General features: G+C 71.2%; 22 protein-coding genes. 12 read left to right on the top strand and 10 right to left on the bottom strand.

The genetic code is table 11. The features are described from left to right. Positions 1–58: 58 nt before the first annotated feature. The 5 genes from COUCH_RS05875 to COUCH_RS05855 all read right to left on the bottom strand — a co-directional run bounded on the left by COUCH_RS05875 (position 59) and on the right by COUCH_RS05855 (position 6,736). Complete coding sequence (locus COUCH_RS05875) at positions 59–1,327, bottom strand: alkaline phosphatase (RefSeq protein ID WP_249611080.1); 1,269 nt, start codon at positions 1,325–1,327, stop codon at positions 59–61. A 103-nt stretch (positions 1,328–1,430) separates the two neighbouring features. Continuing rightward, entirely contained in the window at positions 1,431–2,975 is a 1,545-nt protein-coding gene (locus COUCH_RS05870; RefSeq protein WP_249611079.1) for a glycosyltransferase family 39 protein, read from the bottom strand. After that, the gene (locus COUCH_RS05865) at positions 2,972–3,973 is read right to left on the bottom strand and encodes a glycoside hydrolase family 26 protein (protein WP_249611078.1); all 1,002 of its coding nucleotides are present in this window, start codon (positions 3,971–3,973) and stop codon (positions 2,972–2,974) included. The genes COUCH_RS05870 and COUCH_RS05865 overlap by 4 nt, the downstream gene beginning before the upstream one ends. After that, positions 3,974–5,575 (bottom strand): glycosyltransferase family 2 protein, encoded by a 1,602-nt coding sequence (locus COUCH_RS05860; protein WP_249611077.1) that lies wholly within the window; start codon positions 5,573–5,575, stop codon positions 3,974–3,976. Positions 5,576–5,887: 312 nt separating this feature from the next. After that, positions 5,888–6,736, bottom strand: a complete 849-nt coding sequence (locus tag COUCH_RS05855) for a phosphatidylinositol-specific phospholipase C/glycerophosphodiester phosphodiesterase family protein (RefSeq protein ID WP_249611076.1) — start codon at positions 6,734–6,736, stop codon at positions 5,888–5,890. A gap of 111 nt (positions 6,737–6,847) precedes the next feature. Here COUCH_RS05855 and COUCH_RS05850 point away from each other — a divergent pair, with 111 nt between their 5' ends. The 3 genes from COUCH_RS05850 to COUCH_RS05840 are packed head-to-tail and all read left to right on the top strand — an operon-like array spanning position 6,848 to position 8,477. Then, positions 6,848–7,567, top strand: a complete 720-nt coding sequence (locus COUCH_RS05850; RefSeq protein ID WP_249611075.1) for a hypothetical protein — start codon at positions 6,848–6,850, stop codon at positions 7,565–7,567. Next, positions 7,564–7,911, top strand: coding sequence for a winged helix-turn-helix domain-containing protein (locus COUCH_RS05845; RefSeq protein WP_275980068.1), 348 nt, complete (start codon positions 7,564–7,566; stop codon positions 7,909–7,911). The genes COUCH_RS05850 and COUCH_RS05845 overlap by 4 nt, the downstream gene beginning before the upstream one ends. Continuing rightward, positions 7,908–8,477 (top strand): DinB family protein, encoded by a 570-nt coding sequence (locus COUCH_RS05840; RefSeq protein ID WP_249611074.1) that lies wholly within the window; start codon positions 7,908–7,910, stop codon positions 8,475–8,477. Before COUCH_RS05845 ends, COUCH_RS05840 begins: the two co-directional genes overlap by 4 nt. A 3-nt stretch (positions 8,478–8,480) precedes the next feature. On the opposite strand, the gene COUCH_RS05835 is transcribed toward COUCH_RS05840, so the two are convergent. Further along, a complete protein-coding gene (locus COUCH_RS05835) occupies positions 8,481–9,167 on the bottom strand; it encodes a type 1 glutamine amidotransferase domain-containing protein (RefSeq protein ID WP_249611073.1) in 687 nt (228 codons plus the stop codon). Between the two features lie 69 nt (positions 9,168–9,236). Here COUCH_RS05835 and COUCH_RS05830 point away from each other — a divergent pair, with 69 nt between their 5' ends. From COUCH_RS05830 to COUCH_RS05810, 5 genes are read left to right on the top strand one after another with little or no spacing between them, the layout of a single operon-like run. After that, on the top strand, positions 9,237–10,154 hold the full coding sequence (locus COUCH_RS05830) for a phosphotransferase enzyme family protein (RefSeq protein WP_249611072.1): 918 nt from the start codon (positions 9,237–9,239) through the stop codon (positions 10,152–10,154). A 36-nt stretch (positions 10,155–10,190) separates the two neighbouring features. Then, positions 10,191–10,685: an RNA polymerase sigma factor gene (locus tag COUCH_RS05825; RefSeq protein ID WP_249611071.1), complete on the top strand. Its 495-nt coding sequence runs from the start codon at positions 10,191–10,193 to the stop codon at positions 10,683–10,685. Further along, positions 10,682–11,356 (top strand): hypothetical protein, encoded by a 675-nt coding sequence (locus COUCH_RS05820; RefSeq protein WP_249611070.1) that lies wholly within the window; start codon positions 10,682–10,684, stop codon positions 11,354–11,356. Before COUCH_RS05825 ends, COUCH_RS05820 begins: the two co-directional genes overlap by 4 nt. Positions 11,357–11,381: 25 nt before the next feature. Next, on the top strand, positions 11,382–11,558 hold the full coding sequence (locus tag COUCH_RS05815) for an SRPBCC family protein (protein ID WP_249611069.1): 177 nt from the start codon (positions 11,382–11,384) through the stop codon (positions 11,556–11,558). A 52-nt stretch (positions 11,559–11,610) separates the two neighbouring features. Beyond that, entirely contained in the window at positions 11,611–12,351 is a 741-nt protein-coding gene (locus COUCH_RS05810) for a class I SAM-dependent methyltransferase (protein ID WP_249611067.1), read from the top strand. A gap of 4 nt (positions 12,352–12,355) precedes the next feature. Here the strand turns inward: COUCH_RS05810 and COUCH_RS05805 are convergent, their stop codons facing one another. Genes COUCH_RS05805 through COUCH_RS05795 form a run of 3 tightly spaced genes read right to left on the bottom strand, consistent with a single transcriptional unit; the run spans position 12,356 to position 14,566 of the window. Beyond that, complete coding sequence (locus tag COUCH_RS05805; RefSeq protein WP_249611066.1) at positions 12,356–13,117, bottom strand: SDR family NAD(P)-dependent oxidoreductase; 762 nt, start codon at positions 13,115–13,117, stop codon at positions 12,356–12,358. 27 nt (positions 13,118–13,144) lie between these two features. Continuing rightward, positions 13,145–14,113, bottom strand: a complete 969-nt coding sequence (locus tag COUCH_RS05800; RefSeq protein WP_249611065.1) for an RNA polymerase subunit sigma-70 — start codon at positions 14,111–14,113, stop codon at positions 13,145–13,147. An 18-nt stretch (positions 14,114–14,131) separates the two neighbouring features. Beyond that, positions 14,132–14,566 carry a glycosyltransferase family 2 protein gene (locus COUCH_RS05795; RefSeq protein WP_249611064.1) on the bottom strand — a complete coding sequence of 145 codons (435 nt, stop codon included), beginning with the start codon at positions 14,564–14,566 and terminating at the stop codon, positions 14,132–14,134. Positions 14,567–14,739: 173 nt separating this feature from the next. On the opposite strand from COUCH_RS05795, the gene COUCH_RS05790 reads away from it, so the two are divergent. The 4 genes from COUCH_RS05790 (at position 14,740) to COUCH_RS05775 (ending at position 17,224) form a co-directional block, all read left to right on the top strand. After that, positions 14,740–14,955: a hypothetical protein gene (locus COUCH_RS05790; RefSeq protein WP_249611063.1), complete on the top strand. Its 216-nt coding sequence runs from the start codon at positions 14,740–14,742 to the stop codon at positions 14,953–14,955. Between the two features lie 94 nt (positions 14,956–15,049). Beyond that, positions 15,050–15,502 (top strand): G5 domain-containing protein, encoded by a 453-nt coding sequence (locus tag COUCH_RS05785; RefSeq protein ID WP_249611062.1) that lies wholly within the window; start codon positions 15,050–15,052, stop codon positions 15,500–15,502. A gap of 158 nt (positions 15,503–15,660) precedes the next feature. After that, a complete protein-coding gene (locus COUCH_RS05780) occupies positions 15,661–15,882 on the top strand; it encodes a hypothetical protein (protein ID WP_249611061.1) in 222 nt (73 codons plus the stop codon). 64 nt (positions 15,883–15,946) lie between these two features. Beyond that, a complete protein-coding gene (locus tag COUCH_RS05775; protein WP_249611060.1) occupies positions 15,947–17,224 on the top strand; it encodes an EAL and HDOD domain-containing protein in 1,278 nt (425 codons plus the stop codon). A gap of 11 nt (positions 17,225–17,235) precedes the next feature. Here COUCH_RS05775 and COUCH_RS05770 read toward each other — a convergent pair whose 3' ends face one another. Further along, on the bottom strand, positions 17,236–20,727 hold the full coding sequence (locus COUCH_RS05770) for a ricin-type beta-trefoil lectin domain protein (protein WP_249611059.1): 3,492 nt from the start codon (positions 20,725–20,727) through the stop codon (positions 17,236–17,238). Between the last annotated feature and the right edge of the window lie 110 nt (positions 20,728–20,837).

The following is a 20,837-nucleotide window of genomic DNA, read 5'->3' as shown; positions in this document are numbered from 1 at the left end:
TCCGTGGTTCCGGATCCTCACGAACCTGACCAGCCCGTGAGGATCCGGCTACGCGTCTTCAGTGCCGGGTGAGCGCCTGCGACAGCACGTCGTGCACGTACGTGTTGGGGTGCTTGCCGGTGAACCGGTCGGCGAGCGGGCCGTACGCGGTGACCGGCACGTCGACGCCGGTGTGCCCGCTGGTCGTCCAGTCCAGGGTGAAGGTCAGCGAGCTGTTCTTGATGGCGAACGGGCCGTCCTCGGCGGAGATGCCGTCGCCGGACTCGTCCGTGCTGCCGGTGTCCTCGACGGTCAGGCCGCCGCATTCGTGGTCACCGGTCACGACGACCAGCGTGTCCGGGTGCACGGCGGCGTAGTTGCGGGCCACCGCGACGGCCTTCTCCAGCTCGCCGAGGGCCTGCAGCATCCGGGTGCCGTTGTTCTCGTGGGCGAACTCGTCGACGCCCTCCTCCTCCACGAAGAGGAAGAAGCCGTCCCGGTCCTGCGCCAGCGTGCCCAGCGCCTTGGTGGTCATGGTGGCCAGGCTGACCGGCGGGTTGTAGACGTCGCCCTCGCCCTCGCGGCGCTGCTGGAACAGCTCCTCGTTGCCGAACAGGCCGAGCAGCTTCTTGCCGCGGGCGGCCTCGAGCTGGGCCGCGGTGGACACGTACTGGTATCCGCCCTGCTTCGCCCTGCTGATCAGGTCGCCCTTGGTGCCCTTGCTGGCCTCGGTGGGGTCCTCGGCCGGCTTGTCCGGGTACGCGCCCGCGGTGCCCGCCGGAAGCCACCAGTCCTCGCCGCCGCCGAGGATCACGTCGGGCTTGGTGACCTCGACGTACTGCCGCGCGATCTCGTCCTGCGCGGAGCGGTTGGCGGTGTTGGAGAAGAACGCCGCCGGGCTGGCGTCGGTCACCTGGGCGGTGGTGACGAGTCCGGTGGCCTTGCCGGCGGCCTTGGCCTGGGCGCCGAGCGTCGGCAGCGGGTTGCCGTCGACGTCGACGCTGATCGCGCCGTTGTACGTCTTCTCCCCGGTGGCCCAGGCGGTGGCGGCCGCGGCGGAGTCGGTGACCGGCGACTTGGGGTCGTGCGGGCTGGTGGTCAGCTGGCCGGAGACCGGCAGCTTGTCCATGGTGAGCTGCCCGTCGAGGCCGGCGTAGTAGAGCCGGGCGGCTTCACGCTGCGCGGCGGCCATGCCGTCACCGTTGATGAAGATGACGTTGCGGGCCTTGGCCGGCCGCTTCGCGCCGGCGTCGGCGGCGGTCAGGGGGTTGCCCAGGGTCAGGCCGGCCGCGGCGACGGCGCGGGCGACCACGGGGGCGGCCAGCCATCGCACGGTACGGGTAAACACGTGTCGTTCCCCTTCGGGTGTCGCTGAGTACTAGCTGTATCAGCCAACAACCCGTCCGGGCCCGGGGGCTGGACACCGGGTGAACAACCGGCGACGAAGCTCCCTACTTCTTCGCGGCGGTCCCGCGCACCAGCAGCACGACCCGTACCTTGAGGAACCGTTTGTCGTCCTTGATCTGAAAGTTCTTGGCGAGGATGTCGGCCGCCGCCGGCTTCATGCCGTCCCACGGGTTCTTCGACGTCGTCGTGCTGACCAGCCAGAGCCGCTGCTCGTCGGCCAGGCACGGCGCCGGGTCGGGGCATTCCTTGGCACCGAAGTACCCGATCTGGCCGGCCGTCTGGTAGAGCAGCACGTCACGCGGGCCACCGCGGCGCAGTTCGTACTCGGCCGCCGACCGGGCGAGCTGGTTGCGGTCGCTGCGGTTGTCGTTGTAGACGATGCCGTCCTGCGGCTTGTAGTGGTCGCGGACGTAGAACAGCGCCGGACGGTAGTCGGCCTGCTCCTCCACGGGGCTCTTTCGGACGCTCTGCTGGTCGGGCAGGGCGAGATAGGTGCAGGCGGGCAGGGCCAGGGCGGCCCCGAGCATCCACCAGGGGCCGTGCGCTCTTCGCCCGAGCGGGTGCGCGAGGTGGCAGATCGTCGTGGCGGCGAGCAGCGCCCAGGCCGGCACGGTGAAGAGCATGTAGCGGGCCACGAACAGGTGCAGCATCGAGACGGTGACCAGGCCGAAGACGATCGGGGTGACGGCCCAGGTCACCAGCATCACGCCGGCCGCGCGGTGACGCTGCCAGAGGACCAGCACGCCGAGCAGGGCGAGCGGGACCAGCACCCACGCGAGGTCGTCGGAGAGCATCACCCGGCCGAGGAAGCCGCGGGTCTTCGCCGCGTTCGTCGTCACCCAGGCGACCTGGCCGGACTGCTGCTGGGCCAGCGCGGGCAGCGGGAGCACGATCAGCACGACCGCGCCCAGCGCGCCGGCGAAGCGCCAGCGGCGGATCTCGTCGCTGCGGGACGTGGTCAGCAGCAGGTACAGCAGCTGGCCGCCGACCACGGTGATGCCCATGAAGTGCACCAGCCCGGTCAGGGCCGTCGCCGCGGTGTAGGCGGCCCACCGCCGGCCGGTCGGCCGCTCCAGCGCCCGCAGCAACAGGTACGTCGACAGCGTGGCCAGCAGCGTCACGAAGCCGAACGAGCGGATCTCCTGCGCGTACCGGGAGATCGACGGGATGATCGCGAGCAGGAGCCCGGCGACCACCCCGACCGGCGTGCTGACGAGCCGGCGTCCGATGAGGACGACGACCGAGCCGGTCAGCGCCAGGGCCGCGATCGACGGGATGCGCAGCGCCAGCAGCGAGTCGCCGGCCACGGCGATCCAGCCGCGCATCAGCACGTAGTAGAAGGAGTGGATGATGTCGAGGTTGGTGAACAGCCGGCCCAGCTCCGACCACGAGATGGTGATCGCGTGGTAGGTGGCGAGCTCGTCCGCCCAGATCTCGCGGTCGCCCGCGCCGATCAGGCTGACCGCGGCGATGACCACCGCCGGCAGCAGCGCGAACCAGGCCGTCCAGGCGGCCGGGCCGGTGCGGCGCAGCTCGTGTGCGCCGGGGATCCGGGCGACCTGGGGTTTCTCGGGAGCGGCAACTGTCATCGGACCGTGAATCCAAACGTCTTGTCGTCCACCCGGTCGCGCATGGCCCGCTGGGCGGCGGAGTCCGCGTCGATCTTCCAGCGGGCGGACCCGTTCTGGTTGAAGTAGACGAAGCCGAGCATGTCGTCGTCCCGGGCGACGCCGCGGGCGAGGTCGCGGATCCAGCCGGGCCGTTCGCTGCCGGGCTCGCCGCCGGTCTCGACGATGAGGAACGGCTTGTCGGTGAAGCGGCGCACCGCGCGCTTGGTCGGCCCGAACAGCTCCGCATACGTGTGCTTGCCGCGGTGGGTGTAGTAGCCGTCGATGCCGATCCAGTCGACGTACTTGTCGCCGGGGTAGAGCGGCTTGAGCTTGACCGAGGGCACCGGGTTGATCACGTTGGGGGTCCACGTCCAGATGACGTTGCGCGCGTCGGCGGCCTCGAAGAGCTGGTGCAGGTGACGCCACGCGGCCACGTACACGCCGGGCTTGACCTTCTTCGCGCCCCACGGGTACCAGTTGCCGTTCATCTCGTGCGCGAAGGTCAGCGCGACGGGCACGTTGACCCGCCGGATCTCCTTGGCGAACGCCGTGATGTACGCGTCGTGCTTGCCCGCGGCGATGTCGGCGAGCTTGGCGTTGAACGGCTCCCAGCGCACCACCGGCAGCGCACCCTGCTGGTACGCCGTCCGCACCTGCGACGCCGCGAACTGGTCGTCGAAGCTCTCGAAGACCGTGAGCATGTTGGGCTGCTTGCCGATGCGCTTCGCGTACGCCTTCACGCTGTCCACGGCCGTCGGGTCGCCGTCCAGCGAGACGCCGAGGAACTTGCCGTCGGGCCGCAGCAGGGGCTTGACGTCGTACACGGGCGGGAGCGGGGCCGGGGCCGCGGCGCCGGAGGCCGAGCCCTTGCCGGGACCGGCCGGGGCGGCGTGGAAGGTGATGTTCTGGGCGACGGCGAACTCGAGGACGGCCACGGCGGACATCACCGAGCCGATCAGCAGGTGCCGGGTGCGCACCTAGAGCACCTCCGCGCGGTCGTGCTCCGGGTCGACCAGCACCGCCTGCGCCGTGATCGTCAGGAAGAACATGCCGGTCAGGAACAGCGGCGCGTACGTGATCGGGTCCTCGGTGATCATCCGGTAGGCGGCGCCGCCGGCCCAGAGCACGCCGGTGCCGCCGGAGAACGCCCACATGGCGATCCACAGCCGCCGCGTCTTGCTCTTCTTCTTCGTCCCGCCCGTGGGCTGCCAGCCCATGCGCCGCCCGCGCAGGATGTCCACGACGGCGAAGAGGTGCGACCAGCCGTAGATCATCTTGACGGTGAACGAGCTGAAGCCGTACCGGCAGCGGTGCCACAGCGGGAAGACGACGAAGTTGTAGAGGATGCTCGGCACGATCAGCAGGTAGTTGGCGATGCCGACGTTCTCCGGGAAGACCAGCAGCATCAGCAGCGGCACGATCGGCGCGACCAGCGTGAAGATGCCGGTGTGCAGGTAGTAGCAGAACCCCGAGATGTAGCTGAGCCGTCCGCGCAGCGACAGCTTCTGCTGCCAGAACTTCTTGGAGCCGAGCAGGCTCATCGAGCCGGCGCACCAGCGGTACTGCTGGGTGAAGAACGAGTTGACGTCGGCCGGGCACACGCCGGCGGCCAGCGCGACCGGGATGTAACGCAGCCGCCACCCGGCCCGCCGCAGGTCGAAGCCGGTGTGCACGTCCTCGGAGTGGTCGATCAGCGTGTTGCCGCCGATCTCGGCGAGCGCGGCCCGCCGGTACAGCGCGCAGCTGCCGACACAGATCGCGGCGTCGTGGTTGTTCCGGGAGACCTGCACCGAGCGGTAGAACAGCTCCTGCACCGCCCCGGCGCCGCGCTCCAGCCAGCCCTGTCCGGGGTGGACGCGGAAGAACTGCGGGGACTGCACGATGCCCAGGTCGGGCTCGCGCTCCATGTACGGCAGCATCTCCTGCAACATGTCCGTACGCGGCGCGAAGTCGGCGTCGAGCACGAGGATGTAGTCGCTCATCGACCGCTCGAACGCGTACCGCATGTTGCCGGCCTTCTTGTACCACCCGCGGTTGGGCCGGCGCTGGTAGATGAACCCGAAGCGCAGCGCCATCCGCTCCATGACCGTGTCCGAGGAGTCGTCGAGGACGTACACGTCCACCGCGCCGGGGTATTCCGTGGCCATCCTGCGCACGGACTCCCAGGTGTTCTGCAGCACGTGCGGGGCCTCGCCGCAGACCGGGAGGAACACGTCGACCGAGGGCCAGCGCGCCGGCCTGTAAGCCCGGACGAGCGCGAGGTGCTGCTGCAGGTCGAAGCCCTTGGTGAAGGCGTTCACCGCGAGCGACACCAGGTAGTAGATGACCGTGAACGTGGTCAGCGGCAGCAGGAAGAGCAGCCAGGGCGCCGTACGCACGAACGCCACCTGGCTGACCAGCAGGCAGCCGAAGCTGACCAGGGAGACGAGCGTCATCGGGGCGAGCCGGCGCTTCGCGTACAGGTACTTCTCGGTGTCGGTGGGCGGGAGCGGCACCGGGGCGTACGTGGGTCGCTTGCCGGGCGGTGAGACGGTGTCCTGCCGGCCACGCTGGCGCGGGATGCGGAACGAATCGGGCACCCCGAGGACGGCCGTCTCATGTGGTCTTATAACGTCATCGTCCGCGACGCTTGTCGGCTGCACTGACACCCCCGTGCTGCTACAGCTCTTGCTCCCGAACAGCTCTGCTCCCGGCCCGTCACCCGTCCGGGTGGCGTCCGACGATGCTCCACGATGGCAGAGAGACATGTCAACTCAGCGATCGACCGTCCATACCGGCTCTGACCTGCGAACTTGATCAATTTGTGACAGACGTCGCAGGCCCCCGCCGGGTCCCCGGATGGCCGTCAGATGACCAGGGTTACCGGCGGGTTACCGCGAATTGACAATTTCTCAAGCGGCCGCGGCGACCTCGTTCGCGCGCAGGAAAGCCTCCAGGCCGGCCAGGTCGTCGGTGTTGATGTAGTCCACGTCGGCGTCGAGAAGTTCCTGCCAGACCGCCTCCCGGGCAGCTCCCGGCTGGTCCGGCGTGGCCCAGAAGCGCACCCGCTGCCCGTCGGCGTGCGCGTCCTGAATGAACTGCCGCAGCCGCGCACGCTCCCCGGCCGGCATCGGGCCGACGCCCTGCCAGGTGAACAGGTTGTTCCAGTTGTCGCTGATCAGCGGGATGAACGATGCCGGCGCGCCGGAGTTGAGGTCGGCGCTGCGCCCGTCGTAGAACGCGTACCGCACCCGCTGGGCCTGCATCAGCTCACGCGGCCGGTCTCCGCTGATCACCACCGTGACGGCATCCGGCGAGACGCGCCCGAACCGGTACGACGTCAGCATCCGGCGGTAGTCGCGCAGCACCCGGTCCAGCTCGGCGTACGTCGCGGCTCCGGTGTTCTTGATGTCCACGAGCAACTGCAGCGACAGCGCACTGCCACGGTAGACGCGACCGTGGTTGGCGCGGACCCGGTCGGCGAGCGGATCCAGATAGAGGCTCTGCAGCGTACGGCCGGGTTCGAGGTCACCGGGGTCGTGGCCGACGAGCAGCTGACCGCCCACCAGGTAGATGTCGGCCTCCACGCTGGCGAAGCCGTGCGACAGGGCGTCGTACAGGGGACGGTCGTGCTCGTAGTCGTTGTGGGCGTGCGCCTGGGGCAGCGGGGTGACGCGGTGCCCGCTGCCGGCGTACGCGGCGGCCGGCTGGGCCAGCAGCGCGCACACCGCAACGAGCGCGGCCAGGGATCGACGAATCATCACGGTCCTCCTGTCAGGAGTGTCTCGCCGGATCCCCCTGACGCTAGAGACTCGAACTCGCGCGCGACATAGTCTCTTGCGCAGTTAGGTCTGTGATGCAAAGCTAACTGCATGGCAGACGATTCTGTTTCGCAGCCGATCAGCCCGCAGGAGCTGCTGGCGACCATGCATGAGCTGACCCGCCGGGTCCGGGTCGCCCAGCGCGGCACGTGGTTCCCGCTGCTGGTCTTCGCGACGATCACCCTGCTCGCGATCCCGGTCTACCGGTACGCCCCCTACCTCGACGTCTTCGGCAGGTGCCGGTCCGGTCCGGATTACACGGTCTGCCCCGCGCCCAACCCGACAGAGCTCGGCTATTGGGCAGTCGCGCTGTTGCTCGCCTACACCGTGATCGCGGCTTTCTACATCAGGCAGTCGCTGCGGCGCGGCGTCGGCACCCCCATCCGCCCCTACGTCGTCGTGGGCGTGGTGCTGGCCGTCCTCATGACGGCCGTGTCGATCTGGTTGACGTTCCACCCGCTTCTCTCCCCGCCCGACCCGTTCTCCACCGACCCGGACATCGGGCCGGCCGGGTGGCTCATGAGCGGGCTGGCCAGTCCCCTTGCGGTGATCGGGCTGGCGCTGCTGGTGCTCGCCTGGATCGAACGCCACTGGGCGCTGCTGGCATACACGCTCGTCTTCCTGGCGGTCGGGACGGTTCAGGGCAACCACGTCATCCGGTCGTCGTCGCCGTGGTTCTTCCTTCCCTACCTGCTCGTCCCGGCGGGGATGCTGCTCCTGGGCGCAGCCGCCTTCGCCGCGTTCCGGCCGGGCACCGAGGCTCGCGCGTGACGACCGATCATCCCGCGAACAGCCTCGACGACGTCGTCCACCAGCGCGTACGCCTCGGCATCATGACCGTCGCCCATCAGGCCCGCCAGGTCGAGTTCGGATTCCTGCGCACCACGCTCCAGTTGACCGCCGGCAACCTCGGTCAGCACCTGACCGTCCTGGAGAAGGCCGGGCTGATCCAGATCGAGAAGGGGTACGAGGGCAAACGCCCCCGCACCTGGATCACCCTCACCGCCGCCGGGGAGGCCGCCCTGCGTGACGAGATCGCCCGCCTCAAGCAGCTCATCCACCAGGTCGAACAAGCCGGGACGCCCCTCGACGTTCCGGGTACGGTCACGCGATGACCGACGGCGACTTCTGGTGGGAACCACCGTTCGCGGGCACGGAGGCCGAACACCTCACCGGCGCCCTGGATCGGCTGCGCGCGACCTTCCGATGGAAGGTGGACGAGCTCGACGCGGCCGGCCTGCGGGGCCGCCTGGGTTCCTCCGCGCTGACCCTCGGCGGCCTGCTCAAGCACCTCGCGCTGGTCGAGGACTACACCTTCCACACGAAGTTCCGCGGGGAGTCGCCCGGCGACATCTGGCGGCCGGCGGCGACCGAGGAGGGCTGGGACTTCACGTCCGCCGCCGACGACTCCCCCGCGGAGCTGTACGCCCTCTGGGACGGCGCGGTGGAACGCGCCCGCACCACGCTGACCGCCGCGCTCGCGGACGGTGGGCTCGACCAGCCGGCCGACATCAGCGGCCCCGGCGGCGAACGGGCCAGCCTGCGCCGGCTCGTCTGCGACCTCATCGAGGAGTACGGCCGGCACACCGGCCACGCCGACCTGTTGCGCGAGGCGGTCGACGGGCGGGTCGGCGAGGACCCGCCCGCCGGCTGGCAGCCCCGCGGCGCCCGGCAGGGCTGACTGCTACTTCAGCGCGTCGATCAGCGCCGCGGCGAGATCGGCGGACGAGCCGGGGTTCTGGCCGGTGTACAGGTTGCGGTCCACCACGATGTTCGACGCCCACGGCGTACCCTCGTCGAATTGCGCGCCGAGCTCGACCAGCCGGCTCTGCAGCAGCCACGGCACCGCGCCGGCCAGGCCGGCCGCGGTCTCCTCGGCGTCGGTGAAGCCGGTCATCCGGTAACCGGCGAACGGCCAGGTGCCGTCGTCGCCGGCGGCCGGCACCAGCGCGGCCAGGCCATGACAGACCAGGGCGAGCGGCTTGCCGTCGGCGAGGGTGTTGCGGACGAGGGCGGCGGAGGCCTCGTCGCGGGACAGATCCTCCATCGGCCCGTGCCCGCCGGGGTAGAACACGGCCGCGTAGTCGCCGAGCCGGACATCCTCGAGCCGCAGCGGATCCTTCAGCTCGGTCACGGCGGCGAGCGCCTCGGCGACCCCCTCGTCACCGCCGTTGGCCCGCGGCGCGAGGCTTCCCCGGTCGACGGGCGGCACGACCCCGCCCGGGGTGGCGACGACGACCTCGTGGCCCGCGGCGACCAGCGCCCGGTACGGCGCCAGGAACTCCTCGGCCCAGAAACCGGTCGGGTGCCGCGTGCCGTCCTTGAGCGTCAGGTGGTCCGCACCTGTCATCACGAACAGAACCTTGGACATCGGCGTCCTTCCTCTCTCGTTACCCCGACGGTAGATCTGCCCACTGGCGAGCCGTGGTAGAGCTGGCGGATGGACGCTTCCGCCATCGCCCGGCACTTCAGCCTCGGCGCCGCCGTCCGGCTGTCCGACGGCCCGGTCGCGCGGGGCAAGCAGGGTGTCGTCTGGCGGCTGGACACGACCGAGGGCAGGTGGGCGATCAAGGTCCCGTTCCTGCCCGCCGAGGACGGCGGGACCGCTGATTTCCAGGAGGCCGCCTGCGCGGCCGGCGTTCCTGCTCCGCGGGTACGGCGTACCGGCGACGGTCACGTCTTCGCCGCCGTGGACGGTGTCCCGGTACGCGTGTACGAGTGGGTGGATCTGGGCGCCCCCGACCCGAACCTCGACCCCGAACTGGTCGGAGCGGCGCTCGCAGCCCTGCACGGCGTCCATGTGGACACCGCCGGTCCGGTCCACCCGTGGTACACCGAACCGGTCGGCGCGCCACGCTGGGATGAGCTGATCGCCGCGCTGCACCGGGAGGGCGCGCCCTTCGCCGACCGCCTGGCCGCGCTGCGCGACGAGCTCGTGGCGCTGGAGTCGTGGATCGAGCCGCCCACCAACCTGCAGATCTGTCATCGCGACCTGTGGGCCGACAACGTGCTGCCCACCGCGGACGGCGGGCTGTGCGTCATCGACTGGGAGAACAGCGGCGCTGCCGATCCCGCGCAGGAGCTGGCGTGCGCGCTGTTCGAGTTCGCCCGCCACGACCGGGGCCGGGCCCGCGCGCTGACCGCCGCGTACCGGTCGGCCGGTGGCCCGGCGACGCTGAGCCGGCACGGCGACTTCTCGATGCTGATCGCCCAGCTGGGGCACATCACCGAGGCGGCGGCATCGGACTGGCTGAGCCCGGGGCCACGTTCCCCGGACCGCGCGGCCGCGACCGCGTGGATCAGCGAGGTCTTGGACGACCCGCACAGCCGCGACCAGCTTTCGCTTCTGTTCGAGTGAGGTAAGCGGATGCGCTTCCTGCGGCGTGTACCTGATGTGAAGCAGCGAGAGTTCACCGAGTTCTACCGGTCGGATCAGGCCGCCTGCTTACGGGCGGTGCTGGTCAGCGTGGGTGACCGGCAGCTGGCCGAGGACCTGGTGGCGGAGGCGTTCACCCGGGCCTGGACGTCGTGGCACAAGGTGAGCCGCCATCCCGCGCCGCGCGCGTGGATCGTCCGTACGGCGTTGAACGTCCGCGTCTCACGGTGGCGGCGGCAGCGGCGGGAGGTGGCGTGGGACGGCACCCCCGACGTCGAGGACGTCGGCGCCGTCGACTCCGGGCTGGATCCGGCGCTGCTCACCGCGCTGCGCGGACTGCCCCGGCGGCAGCGGGAGGTGCTCGCGTGCCGGGTGTTCCTGGACCTGGACACCGCCGGCACCGCGGCCGTGCTGGGGATCGCCCCCGGCACGGTCACCGCCCACCTGTCCCGGGCCGTCGCGTCGCTGCGCGCACATCTGGTCGACGAGGAACATCTGGAGGTAAGGCCATGAGCGAGCACGACACAGACACGGGCGCCGTCCTGCACGCGGTGCGGGAGTCGTTCGGCGACGTGGGCATGTCCACCCCGGCGGAGCGGATCGTGTCCGCCGGCCGGGCCCGGCAGCGCCGCCGCCTCTTCGGTACGGCGGCCGGCGTGGTGGCCGGTACGGCGGCACTCACCGGCCTGACGCTGGGGGTCACCGACGCCGCGCAACCATCGACCTCGGCGACCGGGGTGCACATCCGTACGGTCGCCTACACGGTGGACAGCCGGAGCGACGGTACGGTCCACGCCACCTGGGACAAGCAGCGCTACTTCGCCGACCACGAGGGACTGCAGCAGGCCCTGAACGCGGCCGGCTTCCCCGTGCAGATCCGGACCGGCGAGTTCTGCCGGGGCCCGCAGGACGACGGCACCCTGGACCCGAGCGGCGTCGGTCCCGGCGTCGACCAGGTGATGAAGGGCGAACGCGGCAGCGACGGCAAGGTCACCTTCGTCTTCACTCCCGCGGCCATGCCCGACGGGACGCAGCTGTTCATCGGATTCCTGTCCCCGGCGCAGCTCACTTCCGTCGGTGGCAACCCCGGATCGGTCGAGCGCCTGGTGCCCACCGGTGTGCCGCTCACCTGCACCACCGAGCCGCCGCCCGCGCACCGGCCGCCGGGCGGCACGACGAAGTGACAGTTGACGTGTCGGAGATTTCCGAGTGGTCTGGCGGGCGCTCACCGAGCCGGAGCTGCTCGCGCGCTGGTGGGCGACCGGCGACATCAAGCCGATCGTGGGACACCGCTTCACGCTGGACATGGGCTCGTGGGGGCAGCAGCCGTGCGAGGTCCTCGAGGTGGAGCCCGGCGCAGCTTCCATAACGGCCAAGCTTCCGTAACGACGGCGTATCGGGCGGGCTACCGGCGTCAGCGCCCGGTTACGGTCGGGCCATGCGTTCCGGACGGCACTATGACCACCTCGTGGACGAGGCCGCCGGTGTGCCCATCATCGGCTGGGAGTTCGCGTGGCTGGACGGGCGTGCCGTCGGCTCCGACCCCTCCTGGTCCTTCCCCGGCCTGGCCCGGCCCCTGCTGCGCCGCGCCGGCAGCATGCTCGACCTCGACACCGGCGGCGGTGAGCTGCTCGCCGAGCTGGCGCCGCTGCCCGCGCACACCGTCGCGGTGGAGAGCTGGGCGCCCAACGTGCCGGTGGCCCGGGACCGGCTCACCCCGTTCGGGGTGTCGGTGCTCACCGAGCTGCCGGGCGGCGAGGAGGAGTTCGACCTGGTGCTGAGCCGGCACGGGCGGCTCCCGGCGGCCGACATCGCCCGGCTGCTCAGGCGCGGCGGCACGGTGCTGACCCAGCAGGTGGGCAGCGACGACCTGGCCGATCTGAACGCCGAGCTGGGCGCGCCGCCGCCGTACCCGCACACGTGGACCGCGCAGACGGCGGTCGCGGCGTTGCGGGCGGCCGGGCTGGAGGTGAGCGACGTCCGCGAGGAGCGGCCGCCGCTGACGTTCCACGACATCGGCGCGCTCGTCTACCAGCTGCGGGCGGTGCCCTGGCAGGTCCGCGGCTTCGACCCGGCCCGCTACGACCGGGAGCTGCGCCGCATCGACGCCAGGATCCGCACGTACGGGCACTTCACCGTGACCGCCCACCGTTTCCTGGTCCAGGCACACCGCCCCTGACCCGTCAGTCGAGGACCGCGCCGCAGGTCATGTTGATCGCCGCGCCGGTGATCGTGCGGGCCCAGTCGGAGGCGGCGAACACCGCCACGTTGCCCACGTCCTCCAGGGTCGCCGTACGCCCCAGCAGCGTCTGCCCGACCAGGTCGGCCTCGATCCGGTCGCGGCCCTCGACCTCGCGCGGGATGGACTCCGGCACGCCGCCGGTCTGCAGGGTGATCACGCGGATGCCGTGGCCGCCGAGTTCCGTGGCGAGCTGGCGGCGCATCGCCTCGACGGCCTCGAAGCCGGTCTGCAGGCCGCCGAGCGCGTACCGGCGGGCGGCCGCGCGGTCGCCCGAGCCGCCGAAGGCCAGGATCACCCCGGAGCGCCGGGCGCGCATGTGCCGCGCCGCGGCGCGCGAGGTCAGAAACTTGGACCGTACGGCGGTGAGCACCGGGCTGAGATAGTCCGCGGGTGACATGTCGGCCATCGGGGTGCCCTGCACGTCGCTGTCGGCGATGACGTTGACGGAGACGTCGATGCTCCCCGCTTTGGCGGCCACCTCGTCGGCGTGGGTGTCGACGGACCGCTCGTCGAGGGCGTCCACGATCGCGGTGCCGGCCCGGCCGCCCGCCGACCGGATGTCGCCGGCCACCTTCTCGAGGGGCGCGAGCGTGCGCCCGGCGAGGAAGACGCGGGCGCCGTTGCGGGCGTACGCGCGGGCGATCGCGCCGCCGATCCGGCCACCGCCGCCGTAGATGATCGCGTTCTTGTGCTCGAGCAGCATGGGGTCTCCTTCGCAGGGGTCGTACCCCTACAACCCCGGCGGCGTCCCGAACTCATCGGGCAGGCCGAAATCTCCCGGCGGCGCGAGCAGGAACGACACCACCTCGGCGATCTGCTCGCCCTCGATGCGCAGCACGTCGAGCCCGGCCCAGGTCCACCGCTCCCGCGCGTCGTCCCACAGGTAGGTGCCGAAGGCCGGCTGGCCGTTGGCCCGCGCCGGCAGGAAGTGCCAGCGGTGGAGCAGCGGCCGTTCCAGCAGGAACTCACGGATTCGCGTACGGCCGGAGAACCACTGCGGCAGGGGCGGCATCGAGTACGTGGCGTCCTCGGCGAGCAGCGCCACGATCGCGTCGACGTCGCCGGCGTGCCACGCGGCCGCGTACCGGTGGGTGAGGGTCTTGATCATGTCGTCGGAGGGGCGGCGCGCCGGGGTGGGGCGGCGCCGCGCCAGGGTGGCCCGGGCCCGTTGCAGCCCGCTGTTCACGGCGGCGACGGTGGTCCCGAGCTGGTCGGCGGTCTCGGCGGCGGTGAAGCCGAGCACGTCGCGCAGCAGCAGCACGGCCCGCTGCGAGCCGGAGAGGTGCTGCAGCGCGGCCACGAACGCCAGCTCGACGTGCTCCCGCTGAACGGCTGCGGCCTCCGCGCTGCGCTGGGCGGAGGTCCGGCCGGGCCAGGGTTCGAGCCAGGCGACCTCGCTCAGCGGGGCGCCGGGGCTGAGGTCGGCGGGCAGCTCGCGGCGGGCCCGGCGGGCGATGAGCGTGAGGCAGCGGTTGGTGGCGATGCGGTGGAGCCAGGCCCGTACCGAGCCGTCGGTGAACGTGCCGAGCCCGCGCCAGGCCCGGATCAGGGACTCCTGCAGCGCGTCCTCGGCGTCGTGCACCGAGCCGAGCATCCGGTAGCAGTGCGCGAGCAGCTCCGCCCGGTACGCACCGGTCAGCCGGCCGAAGGCGTCGGCGTCCCCGCCGCGGGCGGCAGCGAGCAGCCGGGTCTCGTCCATGTGCCCATCAGAGCACGGTCAGGCGTCGCCCTCACGCGCGCGGTGGAAGTGCTCGGCGAGCTCGTACGCGTCGATCTCGTCGTCGCCCTCGGCGTCGAGGAAGCAGACCCAGGCGCCGGTGGCCATGGCGAAGCCGACCTCCATCGCCGCGCCCTTGTCCTGCAGGTCACGCGAGCGGACGACGCGGGTGTACGCGAGCTTCTCCAGCGCGGCGGCGTCACCGTCGACCCGGCCGGCGGGAACGGCGATCACCTCGAAGGAGATGCCCTGGGCGTGCAGGATGCGGCTGACGTCCCGCAGGACGGTCAGCAGCCGCTCGTCCGGGCGGCGGAACGGCGCGACGATGCTCAGCTCGACGGCGGTGACGGCGTACGGGAACGGCTGGACGGTGAGGTGGCGGGCGGGCCCGGCGACGACCACGGGCGGCACGGCGAGGAGGTTCGACTGGGTCATGCCCCGACTGATCGGACCGCAACCTCAATGCAACCTCATCGCCGGCTCAGCACCCGGGCAAGAAGGGGCGTGCGATAACGAACCGAAGGGACATATAGTGGTCCGGTAAGAGGCTAAATCTTTTTGCTTCTTTCGCCGATCACAGCCCGGGGGTTCCGTTGAAGACTGAGACCGTGCCCGATCACCAGCCTCGGTGGTACGACGAGGTCCCCCAGCAGGGGCTCTGGCGCGCCCGGCCGCGCGAGAAGCTCGAGTTTGCCATCGCCACCCTGCTCCTCGTGGGACTCCTGGGCCTGTTGGCCTTCGGCGTGTCGCGCGGGTCGCCGGACGGCCCGGCGCCCGCGCCGGCCTCGTCCTCGGACGTCACGGTCTCCACCGGAGGATCCTGACCTCGAAAGAGTTGTGAGCGGCTAGGCTCTTTCGGGTCGCCGGATCACCCGAACGGATGAGTCGAGGCACGGACCCGCCGTCCACACTGTTCGGGTGGCAAACCAGACATCTATGTGGTCCCGGCTCAAGACCTGGCACAAGGCCGGCCTGATCGTGGCGGCGCTGGCCGTGGCCGGCGGCAGCGCCCTGGCCCTGACGGCGGCCTTCGGCGGCGACGAGCCCGCGCAGGTCGTGGGCCGGGTGGAACAGCCGGTGGCGCAGCCCTCCGGCTCGGGGACGGCGGAGGCGGCGGAGACGCAGACCGTGGCCGGCAAGCAGAAGCGTACGGAGAAGAAGACCGAGCCGATCAAGTTCAAGACGCGGACCGTCAAGGACAACTGGCTGCCCAAGGGCACCAAGGAGAAGCGGACCGAGGGAATCGACGGCGTGCGCACCCGCACCTACGAGGTCGTACTCGTGGACGGCAAGGAGACCTCGCGCAAACTGATCAAGAACGAGGTGACCCGCAAGCCGGTCGACGAGGTGATAGCGGTCGGCAGCTACTGAGCGGGGCCCGACGCCCGCCGGGCGCGGCCGGCCCGGCGGTGGTGTGACCGTCACCCGAAACGGTTAAGTCGATGTGCTGAATAATGCAGCATGGAGTCTGCACCGAAACACCCGCGCGGCGGGAGCGCCGGCGGCGCCCGGTGGGTTTGACTCAGAGGATGCACGCACCTCGAACCGGTTGGTGGCCGCTGCGCCTGCGCCGCTGCCGCTGCGGGCTGCCCTGGCCGTGTCAGGAAGCCGGCCTGGAAGCCGTCCGGGAGCACTACGGCCGCGGGGACAACACCGGCGCCTGGACGGCCAAGCGGGACCCGGGCACCAACGAGACCGGCGCCCCGCCGACCACCCGGCGGCACAAGCACGACAACGGCGGAGCCCGCTGATCCGGGGCTCAAGTTCTCCGCATGGAATCCTCAAGGCAAGGTCAAGGCCGCCGATCGTTCCGCCGTGGAAAACCAGTCGCGGTTCCCTCAGCCGGGCACCCGCCTCGTGCACATCGGGCGGCAGCCGATCTTCGACGCCTCCGGTGACATCGCCGGCTACGAGCTGCTGTTCCGGGGGAACACCAGCGCCGTCGAGGCCGGCCGGCGGGATGCGTACGCGACCAGCCAGGTGCTGGTCAACGCGTTCACCGAGTTCGGCCTCGACGAGGTCGTCGGCGACCGCATGTGCTTCATCAACCTCACCCGCGAGTTCCTCACCGGCGAGCTGATCCTGCCGTTCGGGCCGGAGAACGTCGTGCTGGAGGTGCTCGAGACGGTCGAGGTCGACGACGCGGTGGTGGCGGGCGTGTCGAACCTCGTGGCGGCCGGCTACCGCATCGCGCTGGACGACTTCGTGTGGAAGTCCGGCCACGAGCGGCTGCTCCCGCTGGCCTCGTACGTGAAGCTCGATCTGCCCTCCGCCGACGAGGCGGAGCTGCCCGGCCAGCTGGCGTTCTTCCGCGGCTTCCCCGGCGTGGAGATCGTCGCCGAGGGCCTGGAGACGGTTGAGCACCTTGCCCTGTGCGACCGGTACGGCATCGAGCTGCGCCAGGGTTTCGTGCTGAGCCGCCCCCAGGTGATGACGGCCGCGTGCATCACGCCGTTCAAGCTGCGCCGGCTGGAGCTGCTCGGGGCACTGAGCGCCGCGGAAGCCGACATCGACTACGTGGTCTCCATCATCTCCAGCGACCCGGCGCTGACGATGCGCGTCCTGCGGGCCAGCAACAGCGCCGCGGTGGGCACGATCCGGCGGGTGTCGTCGATCCGGCAGGCCGTCGTCATGCTGGGCCTCGCCCACATCCGCCGCTGGGCCATGCTGATGGTGGTCGACGACGTGGCGGAGGCGACCGAGGCGCAGCTGACCGACGCGCTCATGCGGGCCCGGCTCTGCCAGAACCTCGCTTCGCGCTTCGAGGTCGACCCGGACGCCGCGTTCGTGGCCGGGCTGGTCACCGCGGTCGCCGACCTGCTGGGCATCACGGCGTCCTCGCTGGTCAACCACCTGCCGCTGACCGCGGACATCAGCGCCGCCCTGACCCGCGGCACGGGCCGGCTCGGGCGGATGCTGCGGGTGGTCGACGCGTACGAGCACGGCGACCTCGCGCTGATGGGCGCGGCCCCGGCCGGCAACGACCTGACCGGCGCGGTCATGGACGCCATGCGCTGGTCCACGCAGACGGTCTCGGCCACCCACGCCGACGAGGGCCCCCGCCCGCGCCGGCAGGCCCTCGCCGTCTCCTGATCGCCTGAGGGTCAGCTCCACCGGAACTTCTGGGCCGCGGACCCGTTGCAGTCGTAGATCTGCAGCGGGTCGCCGGGCTGCTGCCGGTTGTCGCGATCGTCCAGGCACCGCCCCGACTGCGGGTTGACCAGGGAGCCGTCGCTGCGGCTGGTCCACGTCTGCGAGCCGCTGCCGTTGCAGTCGAACAGCTGCACCGGGGTGCCGTTGGCGGTACCCGCGTTCGACACGTCGAGGCACTTGCCGAACGTACGGACCGTGCCGTCGCCCGGCGTGGACCAGCGCTGCGCGTCGGTGCCGTTGCAGGTGAACAGCTGGGCGGCATTGACCGAGGCCGGGTCACCGTCGGCGACGTCGACGCACAGGCCGCCGGGTCCGGTGACCTTGCCGGGCGGCAGCCGCCAGAGCTGGCCGTCCGTGCGTACGCAGTCGTAGATCTGCAGCTGCACCGCGCCGGGGGTCCGGTTGGAGTCGGGCACGTCGAGGCAGCGTCCGGAGGCGGGGTTGAGCAGGGTGCCGTCGGCCTGCCGGGTCCACGACTGGCTCGCGGCGCCCGAGCAGCCGGCGATCGTCACGAGGGCCCGGTTGGCGGTGCCACCGGCGGTCAGGCAGCGGCTCAGCACCCGGACCGTGTTGTCGTCCGCGTGGCTCACCTGCTGCGCGGCGCTGTGATTGCAGGTGTAGACCTGCATCGGCTGGCCGTCGGCCGCGACGCCGCCGCGCACGTCGAGGCACAGCCCGCCGACGCCGATCGCCTCACCGGTGGCCGGGTTGTCCGTGGCGGTGCCGCTGAGCGTCACGGTGTGCGCGGCCGTGGTGGACAGCCGGTCGGTGGTCACGGTGACCGTGCGGCTGTTCCGGTTGTAACCCCACGCCGTCTCGGGCACCTGCACCCCGTCGACCAGCACGGCAGCGGGTGCGCCGCTGTTCGAGACCCGCAGCGTGTACGCCCGTGTGCCCGGCGCCCCCGGGAAGCTGCCGCTCGTGGCGCCGACGGTGAACGTCCGTGACCCGTCGGCCCAGGACAGCGGCGTGGTGGTGAACTGACCGGACTTGTAACCGGTGCCCTCCCCGGCGTCGGCGTACACCGGGAACGAGCCGTCGGCGCCGGCGGCCACGTTGACCGTGTACTGGCTCGCGACGCTGTCCTTCTGGGCGTGCACGTAGTCGGTGCGCTGCGGGACCACCCCGCCGGACCGCACCAGCAGCGGCATCCGGGACAGCGGCGCCGTGATGGTCACCGTTGCCGGGCCGGCGTACGAGGCGCCGGTGAAGTAGTCCGTCCACGTGCCCGGCGGCACCCACACCGACGCGGACCCGTTGCCGTTGCCGTCGTTCGGCGAGGTGATCGGCGCGACCAGCAGGTTGTCGCCGTACAGGTACTCACCGGTCGCGGTGTACGCCTGGTCGTACGTCGGATAGTTCAGGTACAGCGGCCGCACGATCGGCACGCCCGTCTGGTTCGCCTGCCGCGCCAGCGTGTACGTGTACGGCACCAGCGACTCCCGCAACCGCAGGAACTTCTGCGCGCCGGCCTGCGCCGCGCCCGGGTAGTCCCACGGCAGCCGGTCGCCGTGGTCGGAGTGCAACCGGTCGACGGGCTGGAAGGTCGCGAACTGCACCCACCGCGCGTACATGTCGTCGGGCAGGTGGTTGCCGTGGAAGCCGCCGATGTCGTGCGTGACGTTCACCAGCCCGGCAGCCGCCTCGGCCGCGGTGAACTTCACCTCGTACGCCAGGGTGTCCCAGGTCGAGTACGTGTCACCGGTGAACGCCAGCGTGTTGCGCCGCTCCGACCACGGCCCCTGCGCGAAGCTTGAGGCGTCGAGGCTGCCGTGCTCGGTGCCGCCGATCCGGCTGAACGCGAAGCCGCGCAGGCCTCGGGCGGTGTCGTGGTCCGCGTACGCCTCATTGATCAGGTTGTCGGCGCCCACGTGCGGGTCCGAGGCGATGGACGAGCCGCAGCCGCCGCAGTAGTCCAGCCACCAGGCGCGGACGCCCTGCTGCTCGAAGGGCGCGTGCAGCGCCTGGTACGCGCTCAGGTGCGCCGGCTTCGACCAGTCGAAGTAGTGCGTGTGCCCGTCGGGCTGCACCGGCAGGCCACCCGCGGCGGAGTTGGCGGCCGGGTACCGCGGGTCGGTGGAGTCGATCTCGGGGTGGACGTTGAGGCTCACGTCGAGGTGTTCCTGTTTCGTCCAGTCCATGAACCCCTGCGGGTTGGGGAACAGGTCCGTGTTCCAGTTCCAGCCGTCCCACTCGACGGGCTTCTTCCAGTCGGTGTCCACGACGAGCCAGTCGAGCGGTGTGAAGTTCCGCCGGAACGCGGGCAGCAGCGTGTTCTGGTAGTCGGCGGTGCTGTAACCCCAGAACCGGGAGAACCAGACGCCGTACGCCGACTGCGGCAGCAGGTTCGCGCCGCCGGTCAGCGCGTTGAGGTCGGACAGCGCCTGCTTGTAGTCCTGCCCGTACCCGAAGAAGTAGCCGTCCTGGTAGACGCCCGCGCCGTGGCCGGGCCGGTCGGTGACGGTGTGGTCGGCCGACAGCAGTGCGGTCCGGCTGTCGTCCAGCAGGTACCAGCCGCCGCGGTTGAGGATGCCCGGGTGCAGCGCGCTCTGGTCGGGCAGGCCGTTGGGGAGGTTGTCCAGCGACCGGTACCAGCCGCCGACCTGGCTCGCCGGGCCGGCGCCGTACCCGGTGGTCTGCAGCGTGGTGACCGGCGCCGGGTAGCCGGTCGCCGAGGCCGGTGTGACGGCGATGCTGTCGATGTTGACCCGGCCGGAGTCGGCGGCGTCCTGCAGGACGCTGATCGCGTTGCTGCCCGCGCGCAGGCTGACGGTCACCGAGGCGGTGGACCACGTGTCCCACGAGCCGGTCGGCGGGAGGCTGAACCGGGGGCCGGTGGCACCGTTGACGTGGGCGGTCAGCGTACGGGTGGTGGACTGGTTGTCGCTGCCCACCGCGTTCGCATAGCGGATCGCGAGCCGCCACGAGCCGGCGGCCGGCACGTCCACGTCCTCCTGCACGCCGCTGCCGGTGCCCTCGAAGCCCGAGGCGAACCCGCTGCCGGTGTATCCCTTGTGGTCGTACGCCGGGGTGACGTTGCCCGGGAAGAGCGCGTTCTCCGCCTCGCACGCGGCGGACGCGGGGCAGTACGACGGGAACGCCGGCCGCGCGGTGGCGCCGGTCGACCCGACGGTGAGGGTGGTGTTCGACGCGGTGAACGGGCCGCTGTTCTGTTTGTACCGCAGCGTCACCGCGCTGGTCCGGATCTCCCGATAGCCGTCCGAGGTGACCGTGGTCGTGTACGCGGGTGCCGGGAACGACCGGTTGACCGCGTTGAACGTCGTCGCGTCGGTGAATGCGCCGTCGCCGGCGTACTCCATCCGGATCAGCGTCGGCGTGAGCACCTGGAAACGGGCGCTGCCGTCGGTCACCGCTGCGGCAGCTGCCTGGGCGGGCTGACCCGGTGCGACGGCGATCCCGAACGTGGCCAGGCTGAGCGCCACCGCGAACTGTACAACGTGAGAAACGACGGGCCGCATGGGACACCTCGCAGAAACCGGCTTGTGGTGCTCGCCATCACACCACGCCCATCGATCTCTGTAAATACTCTTTA

Source organism: Couchioplanes caeruleus (assembly GCF_023499255.1).
Taxonomy (GTDB): Bacteria; Actinomycetota; Actinomycetes; order Mycobacteriales; family Micromonosporaceae; genus Actinoplanes; species Actinoplanes caeruleus_A.
This window is presented reverse-complemented; position numbering and strand designations above follow the sequence as displayed.